Raw genomic sequence first — 15,777 nt, 5'->3', positions numbered from 1 at the left:
AGGAGCCCCATGAGCCAGACGCTGATTCCGCATATCGACCTGACGCCGTTACTCGCCGACGACCCAGCGCGCGACGAGACGCGCCAAGCCATCGTCGATGCCGCGTGCGGCTCCGGCTTCATGACCGTGGGCATCGCCCCGTCGCAACTGGATCTACCCGACGACATCCATGCGCGGCTGCTGCGCTTTTTCGAGCTCGACACGGCCGCCAAACGACGCCTGGCGCGGCACAAGTTCGAACCGGCCAACCGCAATGTCTATCGCGGCTATTTTCCGCCCCAGAATCAGGACCCGACCTGGAAGGAAGGCATCGACCTCGGCCCGGACGTTGCTCACCCCGAGCGAGCGGATACCCAGAGCGGCGACCCGCTGCGCGAATCCACGCCGCAGCCGACGGAATCCGAACTATCGGGTTGGTCGGCGGACGTCGCCACCTACTATGAAGCCATGGAATCGCTCGGCGGCGTGATCGCCGGGGCGCTGGCCGAGGGGCTGGGTATGTCGCGCGAGACACTCACGCGGCCCTTCGCCCACGGCAACTCGACGCTGCGCCTGATCCATTATCCCGAGCGTCCGGCCGAGACGCTGGCCGCGATGCCGGCCGTCGACGGCAGCGGCGATGCGCGGCGCTGGATGGTCGGCGTGCCGCATTGCGACAACGGCTTCATCACGCTGCTTTGGCAGGACCAGGTCGGCGGCCTGCAAGTGCGCACGCCAAGCGGCGACTGGGAAGAAGTACCGCCCCGTGAGCATGCCCTGGTGGTCAACTTCGGCCGCCTGCTGTCGGACTGGTCCGGCGGGCGCATTCAAGCCACGGAGCATCGCATCGTCGGTGGCACCCGCTCGCGGCACTCGATCCCGTTCTTCTTCGAACCCGCAGTGGATGCCCATATCGAGGCGCCCGACACGGCCGGCGACGGCGGCTATATCTACGGCGACCGACTGTGGGAGCGGATGCAGGCCTTCGTCGAATTTCAGGGCCTGGAACGCGCGCCCGCCGCCGACACCTGAACCGGCCTTGCCCGCTCGCCGGAGGGCTCTGGGTAAGCGCCCGCAGCTATCGATAGGCGCGATGCGTCGAATAGATATAATATGGAATTTTCGTTTTACACAAAAAACCGAGGGATAACGTTATGAAAAAGGTTCTGTACCCCCTGGCAGCCGCGGCAATCTTCACGGCCGCCACGACCGCACAAGCCGAGGACAAGACGCTGGTAATCGGTACCAACAACTGGGCCGAGAACGTCGCGGTCGCCAACATGTGGAAGCTCATCCTCGAAAACCGGTACGATTACGATGTCGAACTCTCCGATGTCAGCAAGAACGCCCTCTATAGCGGCCTTGCCAACAACGACTTCGACATCTCGCTCGAAATCTGGCTCCCCAACACCGATGCGCGCTATCTCGAGCCCTACAAGGATCAGCTCGAAATCAACGGCGCCTGGTACGAAGGCACCGGGCTAGGCCTGGTGGTGCCGAGCTATGCCGACATCGACACCATTCCCGAACTCAAGGCGCAAGCCGAGGAATACGGCTACCAGGGCAGTCCCAGCATCCTGGGCATCGACTCCGGCTCGGCGATCGCCGGTCTGACCGACGAGGCCATCGACGAGTACGAACTCCCCATGGAACAGGTCAACAGCTCCGGGCCGGCCATGATGGCCGCGCTGGATGCGGCCTACCAGCAGGAAGAGCCGATTGTCGTGACGCTGTGGAGTCCACATTGGGCCTTTGCCGAGTACGACCTCAAATACCTCGAGGACCCCAAGAACGTCTACGGCGACAACGAAACCATCTACTGGTTCTCGCGCCCCGGCTTCACCGAGGACGACCCCTGGCTCACCGAGGTGCTCAACGCCTGGCACATGGATGACGACAGCCTGGGCGGCCTGATGGCCGAGATCGAACAGGCCGGCGACCCGGTGGAAGGGGCCGAGACCTGGATCGAAGACAACCAGGACCTCGTCGACGAGTGGCTCGCCGCCGGCGAATGACCTGCTAGTCACAGCGTCTGATCCACACGAGGCCTGGTCCACACGGGGCCTCGCCCACAACGACAAGCGCCCCGGCATGCAACATGCCGGGGCGCTTTTCATGCCAGGCATCGCCCGTCGATTACGGCGTGACGATCCCCTGACGCTTGGCCATGGCCTGCGCGGCGCGCGGCCCTAGCCACAGCGTGGGCAGCAGCACCAGCGACACAGGGAACGCCGTAATCACGATGAATTGCTGCAATACGCTGATCTGCCCCTCGCCCATGTACAGCAGAATCGCCGCCATCAACGCCATCGCCACGCCCCAGAACGCGCGCAGCGCCGGCTGGGGGTCATCATGGCCGGCGTTGACCACGGAAACCGCATAACTCATGGAATCGCCGGTGGTCGCCACGAAGATCGTGGTCAGCATCAGAATCGCCAGCGCCATCAGGTTGCCGCCCGGCAGCGCCTGGGCCACCGCCAGCGTGGCAACATCGAACTGGAAGTTCTTGAGCGCTTCGCTCAGATCGATGGCACCGCTCATCTGGTAGAAGATCCCCGAGCCGCCCAACAGCGTGAACCACACCGAGGTGGCCACAGGAGCGAGCACGGCCACGGCGACGACCAGCTGACGAATGGTACGCCCCCGCGATATACGCGCCATGAAGATCGCCATCAACGGCGCGTAGCCAATGAACCAGGCAAAGAAGAACACCGTCCACCACTTCATCCACCAGTCCGGCGCAGTCTGCGAGGTCATGGTGGCCATCTCGAAGAATGACCCCAGATAGGTGCCAAAGCCCTGGAACCAGCTATCGAACAGGAATTGCGTCGGCCCGAAGAGCAGGATCGCGGCGCCGATACCCAATGCCAACATGACATTGCAGCGGCTCAAAAACTGGATGCCACGATCGATGCCGGTGATCGCCGAACTTACGTAGACCCCACCCAGCACGACGAGGATCATCAACTGGGTGCCATAGCCCTCAGCCACGCCGAACAGCGCATGCAGGCCGAAGTTCATTTGCGTCGCCAAAAATCCGATAGGGCCCACGGTGCCGGCGACCACAGCGATGACGCAGACGGCATCCACCACGCCACCTAAGACGCCGCGCATACGCGCTTCACCCAATAGCGGCGCCAACAGCGTGCGCGGCTGCAACGGCAGGCCACGATCATAGTGATGATGCGACAACACGATAGCCGCCAACGTGCCTAACACTGCCCAGGCATGAAACCCCCAGTGCATGAAGGACTGGGCCAGCGCATTGGGCACCGCTGCCGCCGTACCCGGTTCACTGGAAAATGCCGGCGGCGTGACCACGAAATGGTAGATAGGTTCGCCAGCGGCAAAGAACACACCGCCTCCGCCCAGCAGCGTGCACAAGATGATCGACACCCACTTGAAGGTGCCCATGTCCGGACGTTCTCGATTGCCGATGCGTGCGCGGCCCGCAGGCGATACCGCCACGCCCACGGCGATAAAGAAGGTCAACAACAGCAGCAGCTGGAAATAGGCCCCCAGATTCTTCGCCGTCCAGGCGAATCCCACGCCGATCGCCGCGGTCATCGCGTCGGCATCGAGCAACGAAAACGCCACAAACAGGATGATGAAGCCGATCGTCAGCCCCATCACCGTCGGGTCGCCAAAATGCGTGCCCGAGCGCGTGGCGCTCGCATCGTGTTGAGTCATCAATGTCCAGTTCCGATAGGCGTGAGGCGCGCACACTACCGACCTTCGTCGAACACGGCAAATCGAAATCTCAACATCGGGCGCGTCCGGCACCGCAAAAGAAGACAAAGTCGCCGATCATGTGCCATTCACATCGTTCGCATCGCCCACTCAGGTGATCGACGAATAGCTGGGGCCAGCGAGTAAAACCCTCGCGTCCAACGACAAGCGCCCCGGCATGCGATATGCCGGGGCGCTTTACGCGCAAGACATGCAAGGTATCGACCGTCGATTACGAGGCGACGATCCCCTGACGCTTGGCCATCGCTTGCGCGGCGCGTGGCCCCAGCCACAGCGAGGGCAGCAGCACCAGCGACACGGGGATCGCGGTGATCACGATGAATTGCTGCAGCACGCTGATCTGCCCCGCGCCCATATACAGCAGAATCGCCGCCATCAACGCCATCGCCACGCCCCAGAACGCGCGCAGCGCCGGCTGGGGGTCGTCATGACCGGCATTGACCACGGAAATCGCGTAGCTCATGGAGTCGCCGGTGGTCGCCACGAAGATCGTGGTCAGCACCAGCACCGCCAGCGCCATCAACTTACCGCCCGGTAGCGCTTGCGCCACCGTCAACGTAGCGACATCGAACTGGAAGTTGTTGAGCGCTTCGCTGAGATCGATGGCGCCGCTCATCTGGTAGAAGATCCCCGAACCACCCAGCAGTGTGAACCACACCGAGGTGGCCACGGGGGCGAGCACGGCCACGGCGACGACCATTTGACGGATGGTACGCCCCCGCGAGATACGCGCCACGAAGATCGCCATCAGCGGCGCATAGCCGATGAACCAGGCGAAGAAGAACACCGTCCACCACTTCATCCACCAATCCGGCGCGGTCTGCGGGGTCATGGTGGCCATCTCGAAGAACGACCCCACATAGGTGCCGAAACCCTGGAACCAGCTATCGAACAGGAACTGCGTCGGCCCGAAGAGCAGAATCGCCGCGCCGATGACCAACGCCAGCATGACGTTGAAACGGCTCAGGATCTGGATGCCTCGGTCGATGCCGGTGATTGCTGACGTCACGTAGACCCCGCCCAGCACGATGAGGATCATCAACTGAGTGCCATAGCCCTCGGCCACGCCGAACAGCGTATGCAGGCCGAAGCTCATCTGGGTTGCCAGAAAGCCGATGGGGCCCACGGTACCGGCCACCACGGCGATGACGCAGACCGCGTCCACCACGCCGCCGAACACGCCGCGCATGCGCTCCTCGCCCAACAGCGGCGCCAGTAGGGTGCGCGGCTGCAGCGGCAGGCCACGATCATAGTGATGATGCGACAGCACGATGGCCGCCAGGGTGCCGAGCACCGCCCAGGCCAGAAAGCCCCAATGCATGAAGGACTGTGCCAACGCATTAGGCACCGCCGCCGCCGTACCCGGCTCGCTGGAAAACGCCGGCGGCGTGACCACGAAATGATAGACCGGCTCACCGGCGGCAAAGAAGACGCCACCGCCAGCCAACAGCGTACACAGGATGATCGATATCCACTTGAAGGTGCCCATGTCCGGGCGTTCTCGATTGCCGATGCGCGCGCGGCCCGCAGGCGAGGCGGCGACGCCCACGGCGATCAGGAAGGTCAACAGCAGCAAGAGCTGGAAATAGGCGCCCAACGTCTTCGCCGTCCAGGCAAACCCGGCGCCGATCACCGCCGTCATGGCGTCGGCATCGGTCAGCGATAGCGCCACGAACAGCACGATGAAGCCAATCGTCAGCCCCATCACCGTCGGGTCGCCAAAACGCGTTCCCGAGCGCGTGGCGCTCGCATCGTGTTGAGTCATCTGTTTCCGGTTCCGATAGTCGCGTGAGGGGCGCACACCCTACCGACCTTGGTCTTAGACGGCAAATCGAAATTTCAACATCGGGGGGCGTCCAGCGCCATAAAAGCAGACAAGGTCGCCGATCATGTGCGATTCGAATCGCTTGCGCCATCTGCGTCGCCACGCCGCTCGAGCAAACGTTGCATCGCGCCGGAAGGTGCCTCGCCGGGCCGATCACGCCGGCTGGAGGCGTAGTTTTCGTTGAACACTTCGAAGTAGTCGTCGAGGATCGCCGAGGCCTCGGTGTCGCCGCTGATGCGCAACAGTTCGGCGGCGACTTCGGCGGTGCATAGATGCTCGCTGGAGGCGGCCTTGCGCAGCCGGTAGCGCGTCAGGCGTGATGTCTTGAGCGGTAGTACCGGGAGCGAGGCCAGGTACTCGCTACGCCGGAAGATCCGTCGCGCCTGGCGCCAGGTGCCGTCGAGCAGGATGAACACCGGCGTGCGCGAGTCGGCCAGTGCCGCATCGACGGCCTCGGGGCCCACTACGCGCTCGGCGTAATCCGCCTGGTCGTCGGGAAAGACGACGAACGGCGCAAAGCGGTCGTCATCGAGCAGTGCCAGAAGCCGCGGATCGGGTTCGGTGCGATACCAGGTGAAGACTTCGGTTTCAGGCAGGATATGGCTAATCAAACGACCGGTATTGGTCGGCTTGTAGTGCTCGATGGGATGCGTCAAAAGCCAGAAACGTACGCGGCTCTCGGCTGCCACACGGTACGGACACAAGCAGTTGAGCTTGGGCAGCCGGCACTCCGGACAGCGCGAGACGAAGCTACCGCGCGCATTGAACGGCTTGCGCGGCGCATCGGGGTCATAACCGGAGACCGTCGTGGCTGAATCGGCCGGTGCATCGTGGGATTCATGCATGAGACATCAGGCTGGGTCGAAAAGGCCGGGCATTCTAGCATGCCCGGCCAGGCTTTCATCCACGCGGTGTCGAGGCTGCGGGCGGCGCGTTCGAAGCATGCCGACGCTTCCAGTATCCCGCCAGCAGCGAACCGGAAACGTTGTGCCACACCGAGAACAAGGCGCCGGGCAGCGCCGCACCTGCGGTGAAGAATTGATTCGCCAGCGTCACCGCCAACCCTGAATTTTGCAGGCCAACCTCGAAGGCGATGGTGCGCGCGGTACGCGTGTCGAAGCGCAGCGCCCGCGCCAGACCGTAGCCCGCCGCGAGGCCGATGCCGTTATGCGCGATGACCGCCAGCGCCACGATGGGCCCCAGCGTGCTCAAGCGTCCGGCATTGAGCGCCACCACGATGGCGATGATCAAAACGATGGACGCCATGGCCAGTGTGGCCAAGGCCGGTTCCACACGTTGAATATGCGTACCCAGCAGGTGATGAATCACCACGCCCAGCACGATGGGCGCAACCACCAACTGAGCGATGCTCAGCAGCATGCCCAGCACCGGCACATCGATGCTCTGGCCCAGCAGCAGCAAGGTGATCAACGGCGTGGCGACCACCGAGATCAGTGTCGAGACCATGGTCATCGACACCGACAGCGCCACATGGCCGCCGGCCAGCCAGGTCATCACATTGGAGGAAGTTCCGCCCGCCGTGGCGCCGACCAGCACCATGCCGATGGTCAATTCGGGCGACAGGCCCAGCACCCGAGAGACCAGCAGTGCCGCCAGCGGCATGACCAGAAACTGCAGGATGACGCCCACGGCGATGGGCTTGGGCGACTTCACCACGCGTGCGAAGTCGCCCTTGGTGAGCGTCAGCCCCATGGCGAACATGATGATCACCAATAGCGCCTTGATATAGCCGGCCAAGCCGGTAAACAGCTCCGGCACCAGGGCGGCGATGACCGCCAGCAAGATGGCCCAGACGGGAAACAGACGATTGATACGTTCGAAGATTGGCATGAGTGTCCTAGCGTGTTTCGTCGGTGCTTTATGCACCTTGTTGTATCGAAGGGAGGCAATAGTGTGCCGTAAAACGTGGCGCAGGCGAAGCGCCTCGGCGTCAGGCCCAGTCCGGCATCCACAGCGCGCCCGCGTGACGCCAATGCTCGATCAGCGGCGGCACGCCCTGGCTCGCCGGTTGCGAAATGGCGCGCACGCCACGCGGCGCGAGAGACTCTGCCTGAGGGTCGACGAGCAAGCATGGCGCTTCAATCGGCGCTTGATCGAGCAGCATCGCCGCCGGCATCACCGCCAGCGATGTGCCCACCACCAGCACGAAATCCGCTTCGGCGACCACGTCGCAGGCCTGGGCGTAACGCGGCACCGGCTCGCCGAACCACACCACGTCCGGACGTAGTTGGCTGCCCTTGTCGCATAACTCACCCATCCGGATGCCCTGCCGCCCCACCGGGTAGCGCAAGCTAGGGTCGGCACTCGAGCGCGCCATGAGAATCTCGCCATGCAGATGCAGCACATCGCGCGATCCAGCCCGCTCGTGCAGGTCATCGATGTTCTGGGTGATGACGCTGACGCGGAACCCGGCTCGTTCGAGTTCGGCCAACGCGTGATGCGCGGCGTTGGGCGATGCCTGACGCGTCTGCTCGCGGCGCTCGTCGTAGAAGCGCAGCACGCTTTCGGGATCGCGGTCGAAGGCCTCGGGCGTGGCGACATCCTCCACGCGATGGTTTTCCCACAGGCCGTCGCCGTCGCGGAACGTCTTCAGGCCGCTCTCGGCGCTGATACCCGCCCCGGTGAGGACGACGAGATGCGGTGCCTGATGCTCGCTCATGCCTACCTCGCGATATGTGGTTCAAGAAGTGAATGTTGTTCAAGGAAATGAATGTGATTCAACCCAATTGAAATAACACGATGGCGCCCGCCATCACTACCGCGCACGCCAGACGCTGATAGAACACGCGCCCGCGCTTGAGCGGATCGGCCAGGCCCACGCCCAACCGCGTGGCCAGCAACGCCAGGGCGATCGACAGGATGCCCCGCGACGACTGGATGATATTGCCGTGGACCGCGCCCAGAATATTGAAGGCGATGAACATCAGCAGCATCGATACCAGCCACGCAGACGCCACCGGCCACGTCTTGAGCGCCTTGCGCCACTGGCGCTTGGAGAGCCCGATGCCCACCGGGGCCACCAGCAGGCCGGCCACGCTATACGCCAGGAACACCGACAGCAACGCGCCGTGCAGGCCCGGCACCTCGATGCCGCGGGTCAGCGCGACCACGCCCAAATCGCAGCCCGAATAACCGGCCACCGCAACCAGGATCCAGCCCGCCGCCGAAGGCTTGAGCCGTCCGCCCGCCAGGCTCATGGCAAGCGCCGCGCCACCACACAGGATCACCGCCGCCCACTGCAGAACGCTCAACGCCTGCTCCGCCGCCAGCGCCGTCACGCCGGCCAGCAGCACGACCTTGAGACCCAGCAGCGGCGAGACGCGCGACGCCACGTCTCGCCGCAGCGCACGAAACAGCGCCGCCTGGCCTCCGAGGTAGCACACGTTCATCGCCAGCAGCGGCAACCATACCGCCTCCAGGCGCGCACCGCTGCCCGGCAGCAGCAGCGCCACTCCCAGCAACGAGACGCCGCCCATCAACAGATGGGAAAACACCAGCATGGCGCGCGTGGATAGCGTGTAACGGCTGCCCACATAGGCGGCTACGAAATAATAAATCGCCTGACACAGAGCACCCAATAGGCCCGTGACGACCCCTAGCATCATCGGCTGTACATCCTTGGTGGCAAGATCGACAATAGGCGCCCTTCGAGCGAACCGAAGGCCCCTTCATGACGTCGGAATTGCCCATACTTTATCAGGACGAGCGCATGGTTGCCGTGCATAAGCCCTCGGGCATGCTCGTCCACCGCAGTGCGATCGCCGCCGATGCGCAGGTATTCGCCCTGCAAACCCTGCGCAATCAGCTAGGGCGCCACGTCTATCCGGTGCACCGGCTCGACCGGCCGACCTCGGGGCTGTTGCTGTTCGCCCTCGACCCGGAGATGGCCAAGGCGCTGGGCGAGGAATTCACCGCGCATCGCGTCCATAAGCGGTACTTGGCGGTGGTGCGGGGCGTCGGCCCGGAGCAAGACGTGCTCGATTACGGCCTGCGCGAGGAAGACGGCAAACGCCCCAAGTCGGAAATGCCCGAGCTTGCCGCCTGGACTGCCGTGCGCCGCCTCGATAGCGTCGAACTGCCGGTACGCATCGACCGTTACCCCCAGGTGCGCTATTCCTTGATGGAGGCCCAGCCCTGGACCGGCCGACGGCATCAGATTCGCCGCCACCTTTCGCGGCGTGGCTACCCGATCATCGGTGACGCCAAACACGGCAAGGGCGCCCACAACCGCTTCTTCCGCGATCATCTGGAAAGCCCGCGCCTGTTGCTGGCGGCCGTGGGCATGACGATCTGGCACCCCGAGCAAGCGCGCACGCTGCAACTCGACGCACCCCTGGCCGACGACATGCGCACACTGTTCGCGCGCTTCGGTTGGCAGGGCCACGCCCCGGCGACAAACGTCGACTGGCATGAGACGCGCCCTGTTTCGCTATGGCCCACCGGCCACGACCGGTAACGAGGAAAGATCACATGCACGACGATTACGATTTCCGCTTCGGCGGCATCCGCCGACTTTACGGCGCCAAAGCCGCCGCGTTCTTCCGCCGTGCGCACGTCGTGGTCATCGGCGTGGGTGGCGTCGGCAGTTGGGCCGTGGAGGCCCTGGCCCGCGCCGGCATCGGCACCCTGACATTGATCGATCTCGACGATGTCTGCGTATCCAACGTCAACCGCCAGTTGCACGCGCTGGACGGCACCATCGGCCGGCCCAAGGTCGAGGTGCTGGCCGAGCGTTGCCGTGCCATTCAGCCCGGGATCACCGTGCATGCGGACACCGCCTTCGTGACGCCGACCAACCTCGCCGAGCGCCTGCCCGAGGACGCCGATCACGTCATCGACGCCATCGACAGCGTTGTCGCCAAGAGCGCGTTGATCGCCTGGTGCAAGCGCCGCAAGATCGGCCTGACCGTCACCGGCGCGGCGGGCGGCCAGACCGACCCCACGCGGATCCGCGTCGCCGACCTGACGCGCACCGAGCACGACCCGCTGCTGGCCAAGGTGCGCGCGCGTCTGCGGCGGGATTTCGGCTTCTCGCGCAATCCCAAGCGACGCTTCAGCGTCGAATGCGTCTACTCTGACGAGCAGCTCGTCTACCCCAACGCCGATGGCGAGGTCTGTCAGCAAAAACCCGGCAATGGCGAGTCCACGCGTCTCGACTGCGCTTCCGGCGTCGGTGCGGCCACCTTCGTCACCGGGAGCTTCGGCTTCGTGGCCGCCTCGCGCACGCTCGCACGGCTCGCCGCCAAAGCCGAGCGCGAACCGGCCGATTCCCACGTTACGGAGATACCCTCATGAGCCATGAGACACGCCCGATCCCCGGCATCTATCGTCATTACAAGGGCGCCAGCTACGAAGTGCTGGGTGTCGCACACCACAGCGAGACCGAAGAACCGCTGGTGGTCTATCGCGCGCTGTACGGCGACTATGGCCTCTGGGTGCGCCCCCTGACGATGTTCTGCGAGACCGTCGAGGTCGCCGGCGAACCGGTCGCGCGCTTCGAGCTCGAGGCCGCCTTCCGCTGAGCGGCGTGCGTCGCTGAGCGAGGGCGCTGATGCTATAATGCCGCGCTTCTCGTTTCGCGCGACGCCATGACGTTGCCACACATCCGAAGGAGAGAACGCATGAGCGCACTGGTTGGTGTCATCATGGGCTCGAAGTCCGACTGGGCGACCCTGTGTCACACCGTCGACACGCTCGAGGCACTGGGTATCGAGCACGAGGTCAAGGTCGTCTCGGCCCACCGTACGCCGGATTTGCTGTTCGACTACGCTGCCGGCGCCGCCGACCGCGGCCTGGAAGTCATCATCGCCGGGGCCGGCGGTGCCGCGCATCTACCCGGCATGGCCGCTGCCAAGACGCCCTTGCCGGTGCTCGGCGTGCCCGTGCAATCGAGCATGCTCAGCGGCGTCGACTCGCTACTCTCCATCGTCCAGATGCCGGCGGGAATTCCCACCGGCACCTTGGCCATCGGCCGGGCCGGCGCCATCAACGCCGCCCTGCTCGCCGCCGCCATGCTGGGCAACAAGTATCCGGATATTCGTCAGGCGCTGGAAACCTATCGCGACGCACAGACACAAAAGGTGCTCGACGCGCCTGACCCGCGTCCCACCGACGACACGCAGGAGGAATGAATGAATATCGGTATCGTGGGCGGCGGCCAACTGGGTCGGATGCTGGCGCAAGCGGGCGCACCGCTGGACATGCGCTTTACCTTTCTCGATCCGTCGACCCAAGCCTGCGCCGCCATCCATGGCGTCCATCTCTGCGCCGAGTGGGACGACGAGGAAGCGCACCAGGCGCTGATCGAGGCTAGCGACGTCCTCACCTTCGAATTCGAGAACGTCTCGACGATGGCCCTGGCCCAGCTCGCCGAGCAGCGCCCGGCCTTTCCCCCGGCCAAGGCGCTTGAAACGGCACGCGACCGTGGCGCCGAGAAATCGCTGTTCCAGTCGCTGGACATCGCCATTGCCCCCATCGCGCTGATCGAGAGCCAGGACGACCTGGACCGCGCAGTGGCCGAGATCGGCCTGCCGGCGGTGCTCAAGACGCGCACCCTGGGCTACGACGGCAAGGGCCAGAAGGTACTTCGCAGCGCCGAGGACGTCCCCGGTAGCGTCGCCGAACTAGGCGATGTACCGCTGATCATGGAAGGCTTCGTCGACTTCGATCACGAAGTCTCTGCCATCGCCGTTCGTGGCCGCGACGGCGAAGTGCGGGTCTGGCCGCTGTCGCGCAACGAGCATCGCCAGGGCATCCTGCATCGCGCCGAGCCGCAGCCCGATCACCCGCTGCAAGCCAAAGCCACCGATTACGCCACACGCGTGCTCGAGGCGCTGGATTACGTCGGCGTCATGGCCTTCGAATTCTTCGTCACCCGCGACGGCGAGCTGCTCGCCAACGAAATCGCCCCCCGCGTGCATAATTCCGGGCACTGGAGCATCGAAGGCGCGACGACCAGCCAGTTCGAGAACCACCTGCGCGCCATCGCCGGCTTGCCGCTTGGCGAGACCACGCGGCTCGTGCCCTGCGCCATGCTCAACATCATCGGCGCCTTCCCCGAGCGTGACGCCGTGCTCAGCGTTGCCGGCGCGCACCTGCACGACTACCACAAGGCGCTCCGCCCCGGCCGCAAGATCGGCCATATCACGGTGCTCGCCCCCGACGCGGCCACGCTGGCCGAACGCACCGCCGATATCGAAGCACTACTGGTCAACGACCTGGGCTAAGACCTCGCCGCGCTCCACCCGCCGTAACGCAAGATGCCCGCCAATTGGCGGGCATCTCGTATCAGCATGGCAGCGACGCGATCACTCGTCGTCGGCACTCATCTGCTGCTGCAGGTAGTTCTGGATTCCCACCTTGTCGATCAGGCCGAGTTCAGTCTCGATTGTATCGATGTGCTCTTCCTCGTCGTTGAGGATGCGGCGGAACAGGTCACGGCTGACGTAATCGCGCACTTCCTCGGAATAAGCGATGGCGTCGACCAGGTCCTGCCAGCCCGTCTTCTCGATGGCGAGGTCGCACTCGAGCATTTCCTTGGTGTTCTCGCCGATGTGCAGCTTGCCCAGATCCTGCAGGTTGGGAATGCCCTCGAGGAACAGGATGCGCTCGATCAGCTCGTCGGCATGGCGCATCTCTTCGATGGATTCGTCGTATTCCCACTTGGCAAGCTTAGCCAGCCCCCAGTCCTTGTACATCTTGGCGTGCAAGAAGTACTGGTTGATGGCGACCAGTTCATTGCCCAGTGCGGTATTGAGGTACTGAATGACCTTGGCATCACCTTTCATCGTCACGTCTCCCTTGCAGATTCATTTGGTTTTAAGGCGAGATGGCCAGCCAGACACGGCCCAGCCGCCACCGCCATGGGATACAGGGAGTATCGACTATTTCGCCGAAAAAGTCGAATTAAGACAAGATCTTGCCGCGAAAACGCCGCATTTGTGAAGGATTGGAAATAACAGGCGAGAACGATTGCCACTCCGCTCTCGCCTCGCGGAGACAAGCATGACTCAGTCCAGACACGAAAACGCCGCTACCCAATGGGATAGCGGCGTTGGCGATGATCGGTAAGCAGCGAAGCGTTTATAAGCGATGCAACGGCTAGACGGCGTAGGCGAGATCCGCGCTCGGCATCATTTCCTGGGTGATGGCATCACGCGTGATGGCCTTGGCCGTGCAGGCACAGCGGCCGCACTGAGTCGCACACTCGGTGCGCTCGCGCACTTCTCGCCAACTACGCGCACCGTCTTCAACGGCCTCGCGAATGGCATTGTCGGTCACGCCTCGGCATATGCACACGTACATTCCATCACCTCGCTGATCGCTCTGATAGGGAATGTAAATGATTCGCATAAAGACTTTCAACCCCCAATCACTATCTTTTCGCTCGGCGGATGCTCGACTTTCGGCTAACGTGCCGGTAAGTGGCTGAAAGGTGGGGCTAAACGGAGACAACGCCAGCTGCCGGGATGACGCGTGAAACAGATGGCCCAGCCAGTATGCCTGTGTGGTGGTCAGCTCGTTTCAAGGTGTCCTCCTAAATAGAGGCCACCAGTGTGCATAACCCGACTCAACTCGAGAAGATGGGGTTTATGGAGCGGTTACTGGCCTGTTTCCTCCAATGGTAAAGGGTTGCGGCGAAATGCCTTCGCTCGGCGAGTTCCGGGATGGTCAGGCTCATGGGCGGTGCCATTTTCTTGAGAATGCTTACTTACGTTCCGGGAAGTAACGCAAGTTGATCACCTCTAAGCTTGATTAGATCATAACTACACTGACAGATAGAGGCGGTGATCCTGCCAGAACTTAGATAAACATCGAAAGTGCCTTGCATTATGTATTCGAAGTGTGGCTGAAAAGCTGGGAGGTAAGCTCCCAGCTAATAACACTTGCTTCAAGAGGAAATGGGCTTAATATTTCTTAAATTCCTTTCTATCTTAATAAAGATGGAGAGAAAAACGATAAGCAAGAATCCACCGAAAGCCCCACCAGCAACATAAAGGTTAGTCAAGGCATTGGCCTGGTCTTGGCGATGTTCTCGTTGCTCCTCCGCAAGTCGAGCATTTTCCTCATCTAACTGACGGTTAAATTCATCAGTATATGCATTTAATACTTGGTTGAGCATTTCAAAAGCACCTTCTTGACGAGCTTTTTCGATTACGAGATTGTCGCTCAGCATGTTATCAAAATATTGTGGCAATCCACTAGCATAAACAGAAGTGAGCCTAGTGTTGTAAGATTTTGCCCTCTGTTGCAATATACCAACTACACTTTCCTTGTCGAGCGAATTAACCTCGTCGACCGACTTAACAAAACTGCCCATTATATCAGCGGCTTTTTCGTAATGCTTTTTATTTGGATCAATTGCTTCTTGCTGTGTTGTTGCATTGCCTGCTTCTTTTTGGGGTGCAGTGCGAGTGCTGTTTGTGGTACTATCAATATCGTTTGATGCTATATCTTCTTTAATCGTTTCATATTTAACATTAGGAGTAAAGCCTCTTCGTTCAGGACCATCACCGAACCCTTTCAATGAACTGAGGCCGAATATTATTGCTCCCATGAGCAGAAGCCCTGAGATCACAATGACAAACACTCTTAGAATCCCTAGATAAATATCTTCAAGCTTTTGGAGCATTTTTTTTCCTGCTTTCAGGTGGTTGATAGCGATCTTTCCCTGCAAGATATAACACTAAATAAAATTTGTTGCAATAATGCGACAGGTATACTGAGAAAGCCTCTCAAAATCCTGAAAAGCGCTCTCAATTCTTCCCGGTGACTCCGTGCCAGTTTCAATGGATGTAAATCTACGCAGGCCGTTTGCTTCCCTGCTTCATTCCGGGCCACGTCCATGTCTCCGACTAGGTCCCACCAGAAGGCAACTGCTTGCTCCGCGTGTCTCACGTCTTGAGAAAAAGATGCCAATCTGTCTGCTACGCGTGCTCTTTCCGGCTTCACGAACGCTGCAACAACTTGTATTTCTGGAAGCTCCGGTATAGCGCTAATAAGAGGGCCTGCGTGCCCGGCGTAATCGTGGCCGTCCTGTGATCGGCCACCTTGTCAGCACAATGTAAAGCGTAATCCTCCAGAGCTACGGCAGCCTTTACCGCGACTAAACGCTCCGATGGCTGACACGCTGCACTCTCAACATTTCGTTCACGAGTGGGCCGACTATGGACGCGACCACAGAACTCGTCACGATGATGGTG

General features: G+C 62.0%; 16 protein-coding genes. 7 read left to right on the top strand and 9 right to left on the bottom strand.

What is annotated here, in order from left to right; translation table 11 throughout:
* Nucleotides 1-9: 9 nt before the first annotated feature.
* Together L1075_RS03565 and L1075_RS03560 are read left to right on the top strand one after the other, a co-directional pair.
* Nucleotides 10-1,011, top strand: coding sequence for a 2OG-Fe(II) oxygenase family protein (locus tag L1075_RS03565; protein WP_246939977.1), 1,002 nt, complete (start codon nucleotides 10-12; stop codon nucleotides 1,009-1,011).
* A gap of 122 nt (nucleotides 1,012-1,133) precedes the next feature.
* On the top strand, nucleotides 1,134-1,994 hold the full coding sequence (locus L1075_RS03560) for a glycine betaine ABC transporter substrate-binding protein (RefSeq protein ID WP_075368347.1): 861 nt from the start codon (nucleotides 1,134-1,136) through the stop codon (nucleotides 1,992-1,994).
* Between the two features lie 121 nt (nucleotides 1,995-2,115).
* On the opposite strand, the gene L1075_RS03555 is transcribed toward L1075_RS03560, so the two are convergent.
* The 6 genes from L1075_RS03555 to L1075_RS03530 all read right to left on the bottom strand — a co-directional run bounded on the left by L1075_RS03555 (nucleotide 2,116) and on the right by L1075_RS03530 (nucleotide 9,180).
* Nucleotides 2,116-3,669, bottom strand: coding sequence for a BCCT family transporter (locus L1075_RS03555; RefSeq protein ID WP_246939974.1), 1,554 nt, complete (start codon nucleotides 3,667-3,669; stop codon nucleotides 2,116-2,118).
* Between the two features lie 271 nt (nucleotides 3,670-3,940).
* Nucleotides 3,941-5,494 carry a BCCT family transporter gene (locus L1075_RS03550; RefSeq protein ID WP_246939971.1) on the bottom strand — a complete coding sequence of 518 codons (1,554 nt, stop codon included), beginning with the start codon at nucleotides 5,492-5,494 and terminating at the stop codon, nucleotides 3,941-3,943.
* Between the two features lie 122 nt (nucleotides 5,495-5,616).
* Nucleotides 5,617-6,399, bottom strand: coding sequence for a tRNA-uridine aminocarboxypropyltransferase (locus tag L1075_RS03545; RefSeq protein WP_246939968.1), 783 nt, complete (start codon nucleotides 6,397-6,399; stop codon nucleotides 5,617-5,619).
* A 55-nt stretch (nucleotides 6,400-6,454) separates the two neighbouring features.
* On the bottom strand, nucleotides 6,455-7,405 hold the full coding sequence (locus L1075_RS03540; RefSeq protein ID WP_075368352.1) for a bile acid:sodium symporter family protein: 951 nt from the start codon (nucleotides 7,403-7,405) through the stop codon (nucleotides 6,455-6,457).
* Between the two features lie 100 nt (nucleotides 7,406-7,505).
* Nucleotides 7,506-8,234, bottom strand: a complete 729-nt coding sequence (locus L1075_RS03535; protein ID WP_246939965.1) for an SIR2 family NAD-dependent protein deacylase — start codon at nucleotides 8,232-8,234, stop codon at nucleotides 7,506-7,508.
* Between the two features lie 58 nt (nucleotides 8,235-8,292).
* Entirely contained in the window at nucleotides 8,293-9,180 is an 888-nt protein-coding gene (locus L1075_RS03530; RefSeq protein ID WP_097022125.1) for an EamA family transporter, read from the bottom strand.
* 65 nt (nucleotides 9,181-9,245) lie between these two features.
* On the opposite strand from L1075_RS03530, the gene L1075_RS03525 reads away from it, so the two are divergent.
* From L1075_RS03525 to L1075_RS03505, 5 genes are all read left to right on the top strand, one after another.
* Complete coding sequence (locus tag L1075_RS03525) at nucleotides 9,246-10,031, top strand: tRNA pseudouridine(65) synthase TruC (RefSeq protein ID WP_246939962.1); 786 nt, start codon at nucleotides 9,246-9,248, stop codon at nucleotides 10,029-10,031.
* Nucleotides 10,032-10,045: 14 nt separating this feature from the next.
* Nucleotides 10,046-10,870: a tRNA cyclic N6-threonylcarbamoyladenosine(37) synthase TcdA gene (gene tcdA, locus L1075_RS03520; RefSeq protein WP_246939959.1), complete on the top strand. Its 825-nt coding sequence runs from the start codon at nucleotides 10,046-10,048 to the stop codon at nucleotides 10,868-10,870.
* Nucleotides 10,867-11,097 (top strand): DUF1653 domain-containing protein, encoded by a 231-nt coding sequence (locus L1075_RS03515; RefSeq protein WP_246939957.1) that lies wholly within the window; start codon nucleotides 10,867-10,869, stop codon nucleotides 11,095-11,097. The genes tcdA and L1075_RS03515 overlap by 4 nt, the downstream gene beginning before the upstream one ends.
* Nucleotides 11,098-11,196: 99 nt before the next feature.
* A complete protein-coding gene (purE, locus tag L1075_RS03510; protein WP_246939954.1) occupies nucleotides 11,197-11,706 on the top strand; it encodes a 5-(carboxyamino)imidazole ribonucleotide mutase in 510 nt (169 codons plus the stop codon).
* Entirely contained in the window at nucleotides 11,707-12,801 is a 1,095-nt protein-coding gene (locus L1075_RS03505; protein ID WP_246895726.1) for a 5-(carboxyamino)imidazole ribonucleotide synthase, read from the top strand.
* Nucleotides 12,802-12,882: 81 nt separating this feature from the next.
* On the opposite strand, the gene bfr is transcribed toward L1075_RS03505, so the two are convergent.
* The 3 genes from bfr to L1075_RS03490 all read right to left on the bottom strand — a co-directional run bounded on the left by bfr (nucleotide 12,883) and on the right by L1075_RS03490 (nucleotide 15,251).
* A complete protein-coding gene (gene bfr / locus L1075_RS03500) occupies nucleotides 12,883-13,362 on the bottom strand; it encodes a bacterioferritin (RefSeq protein WP_040242989.1) in 480 nt (159 codons plus the stop codon).
* A 313-nt stretch (nucleotides 13,363-13,675) separates the two neighbouring features.
* Complete coding sequence (locus L1075_RS03495) at nucleotides 13,676-13,879, bottom strand: (2Fe-2S)-binding protein (protein ID WP_040243348.1); 204 nt, start codon at nucleotides 13,877-13,879, stop codon at nucleotides 13,676-13,678.
* Between the two features lie 586 nt (nucleotides 13,880-14,465).
* The gene (locus tag L1075_RS03490; RefSeq protein WP_246939951.1) at nucleotides 14,466-15,251 is read right to left on the bottom strand and encodes a hypothetical protein; all 786 of its coding nucleotides are present in this window, start codon (nucleotides 15,249-15,251) and stop codon (nucleotides 14,466-14,468) included.
* Nucleotides 15,252-15,777: the final 526 nt, after the last annotated feature.

This window comes from Chromohalobacter beijerinckii (genome assembly GCF_023061185.1).
Classification (GTDB): domain Bacteria; phylum Pseudomonadota; class Gammaproteobacteria; order Pseudomonadales; family Halomonadaceae; genus Chromohalobacter; species Chromohalobacter beijerinckii.
This window is presented reverse-complemented; position numbering and strand designations above follow the sequence as displayed.

Coding starts and splice junctions, on each gene's coding strand:
- L1075_RS03565 (WP_246939977.1), top strand. CDS start 10: ATGAGCCAGACGCTGATTCCGCATATCGACCTGACGCCGTTACTCGCC.
- L1075_RS03560 (WP_075368347.1), top strand. CDS start 1,134: ATGAAAAAGGTTCTGTACCCCCTGGCAGCCGCGGCAATCTTCACGGCC.
- L1075_RS03555 (WP_246939974.1), bottom strand. CDS start 3,669: ATGACTCAACACGATGCGAGCGCCACGCGCTCGGGCACGCATTTTGGC.
- L1075_RS03550 (WP_246939971.1), bottom strand. CDS start 5,494: ATGACTCAACACGATGCGAGCGCCACGCGCTCGGGAACGCGTTTTGGC.
- L1075_RS03545 (WP_246939968.1), bottom strand. CDS start 6,399: ATGCATGAATCCCACGATGCACCGGCCGATTCAGCCACGACGGTCTCC.
- L1075_RS03540 (WP_075368352.1), bottom strand. CDS start 7,405: ATGCCAATCTTCGAACGTATCAATCGTCTGTTTCCCGTCTGGGCCATC.
- L1075_RS03535 (WP_246939965.1), bottom strand. CDS start 8,234: ATGAGCGAGCATCAGGCACCGCATCTCGTCGTCCTCACCGGGGCGGGT.
- L1075_RS03530 (WP_097022125.1), bottom strand. CDS start 9,180: ATGATGCTAGGGGTCGTCACGGGCCTATTGGGTGCTCTGTGTCAGGCG.
- L1075_RS03525 (WP_246939962.1), top strand. CDS start 9,246: ATGACGTCGGAATTGCCCATACTTTATCAGGACGAGCGCATGGTTGCC.
- tcdA (WP_246939959.1), top strand. CDS start 10,046: ATGCACGACGATTACGATTTCCGCTTCGGCGGCATCCGCCGACTTTAC.
- L1075_RS03515 (WP_246939957.1), top strand. CDS start 10,867: ATGAGCCATGAGACACGCCCGATCCCCGGCATCTATCGTCATTACAAG.
- purE (WP_246939954.1), top strand. CDS start 11,197: ATGAGCGCACTGGTTGGTGTCATCATGGGCTCGAAGTCCGACTGGGCG.
- L1075_RS03505 (WP_246895726.1), top strand. CDS start 11,707: ATGAATATCGGTATCGTGGGCGGCGGCCAACTGGGTCGGATGCTGGCG.
- bfr (WP_040242989.1), bottom strand. CDS start 13,362: ATGAAAGGTGATGCCAAGGTCATTCAGTACCTCAATACCGCACTGGGC.
- L1075_RS03495 (WP_040243348.1), bottom strand. CDS start 13,879: ATGTACGTGTGCATATGCCGAGGCGTGACCGACAATGCCATTCGCGAG.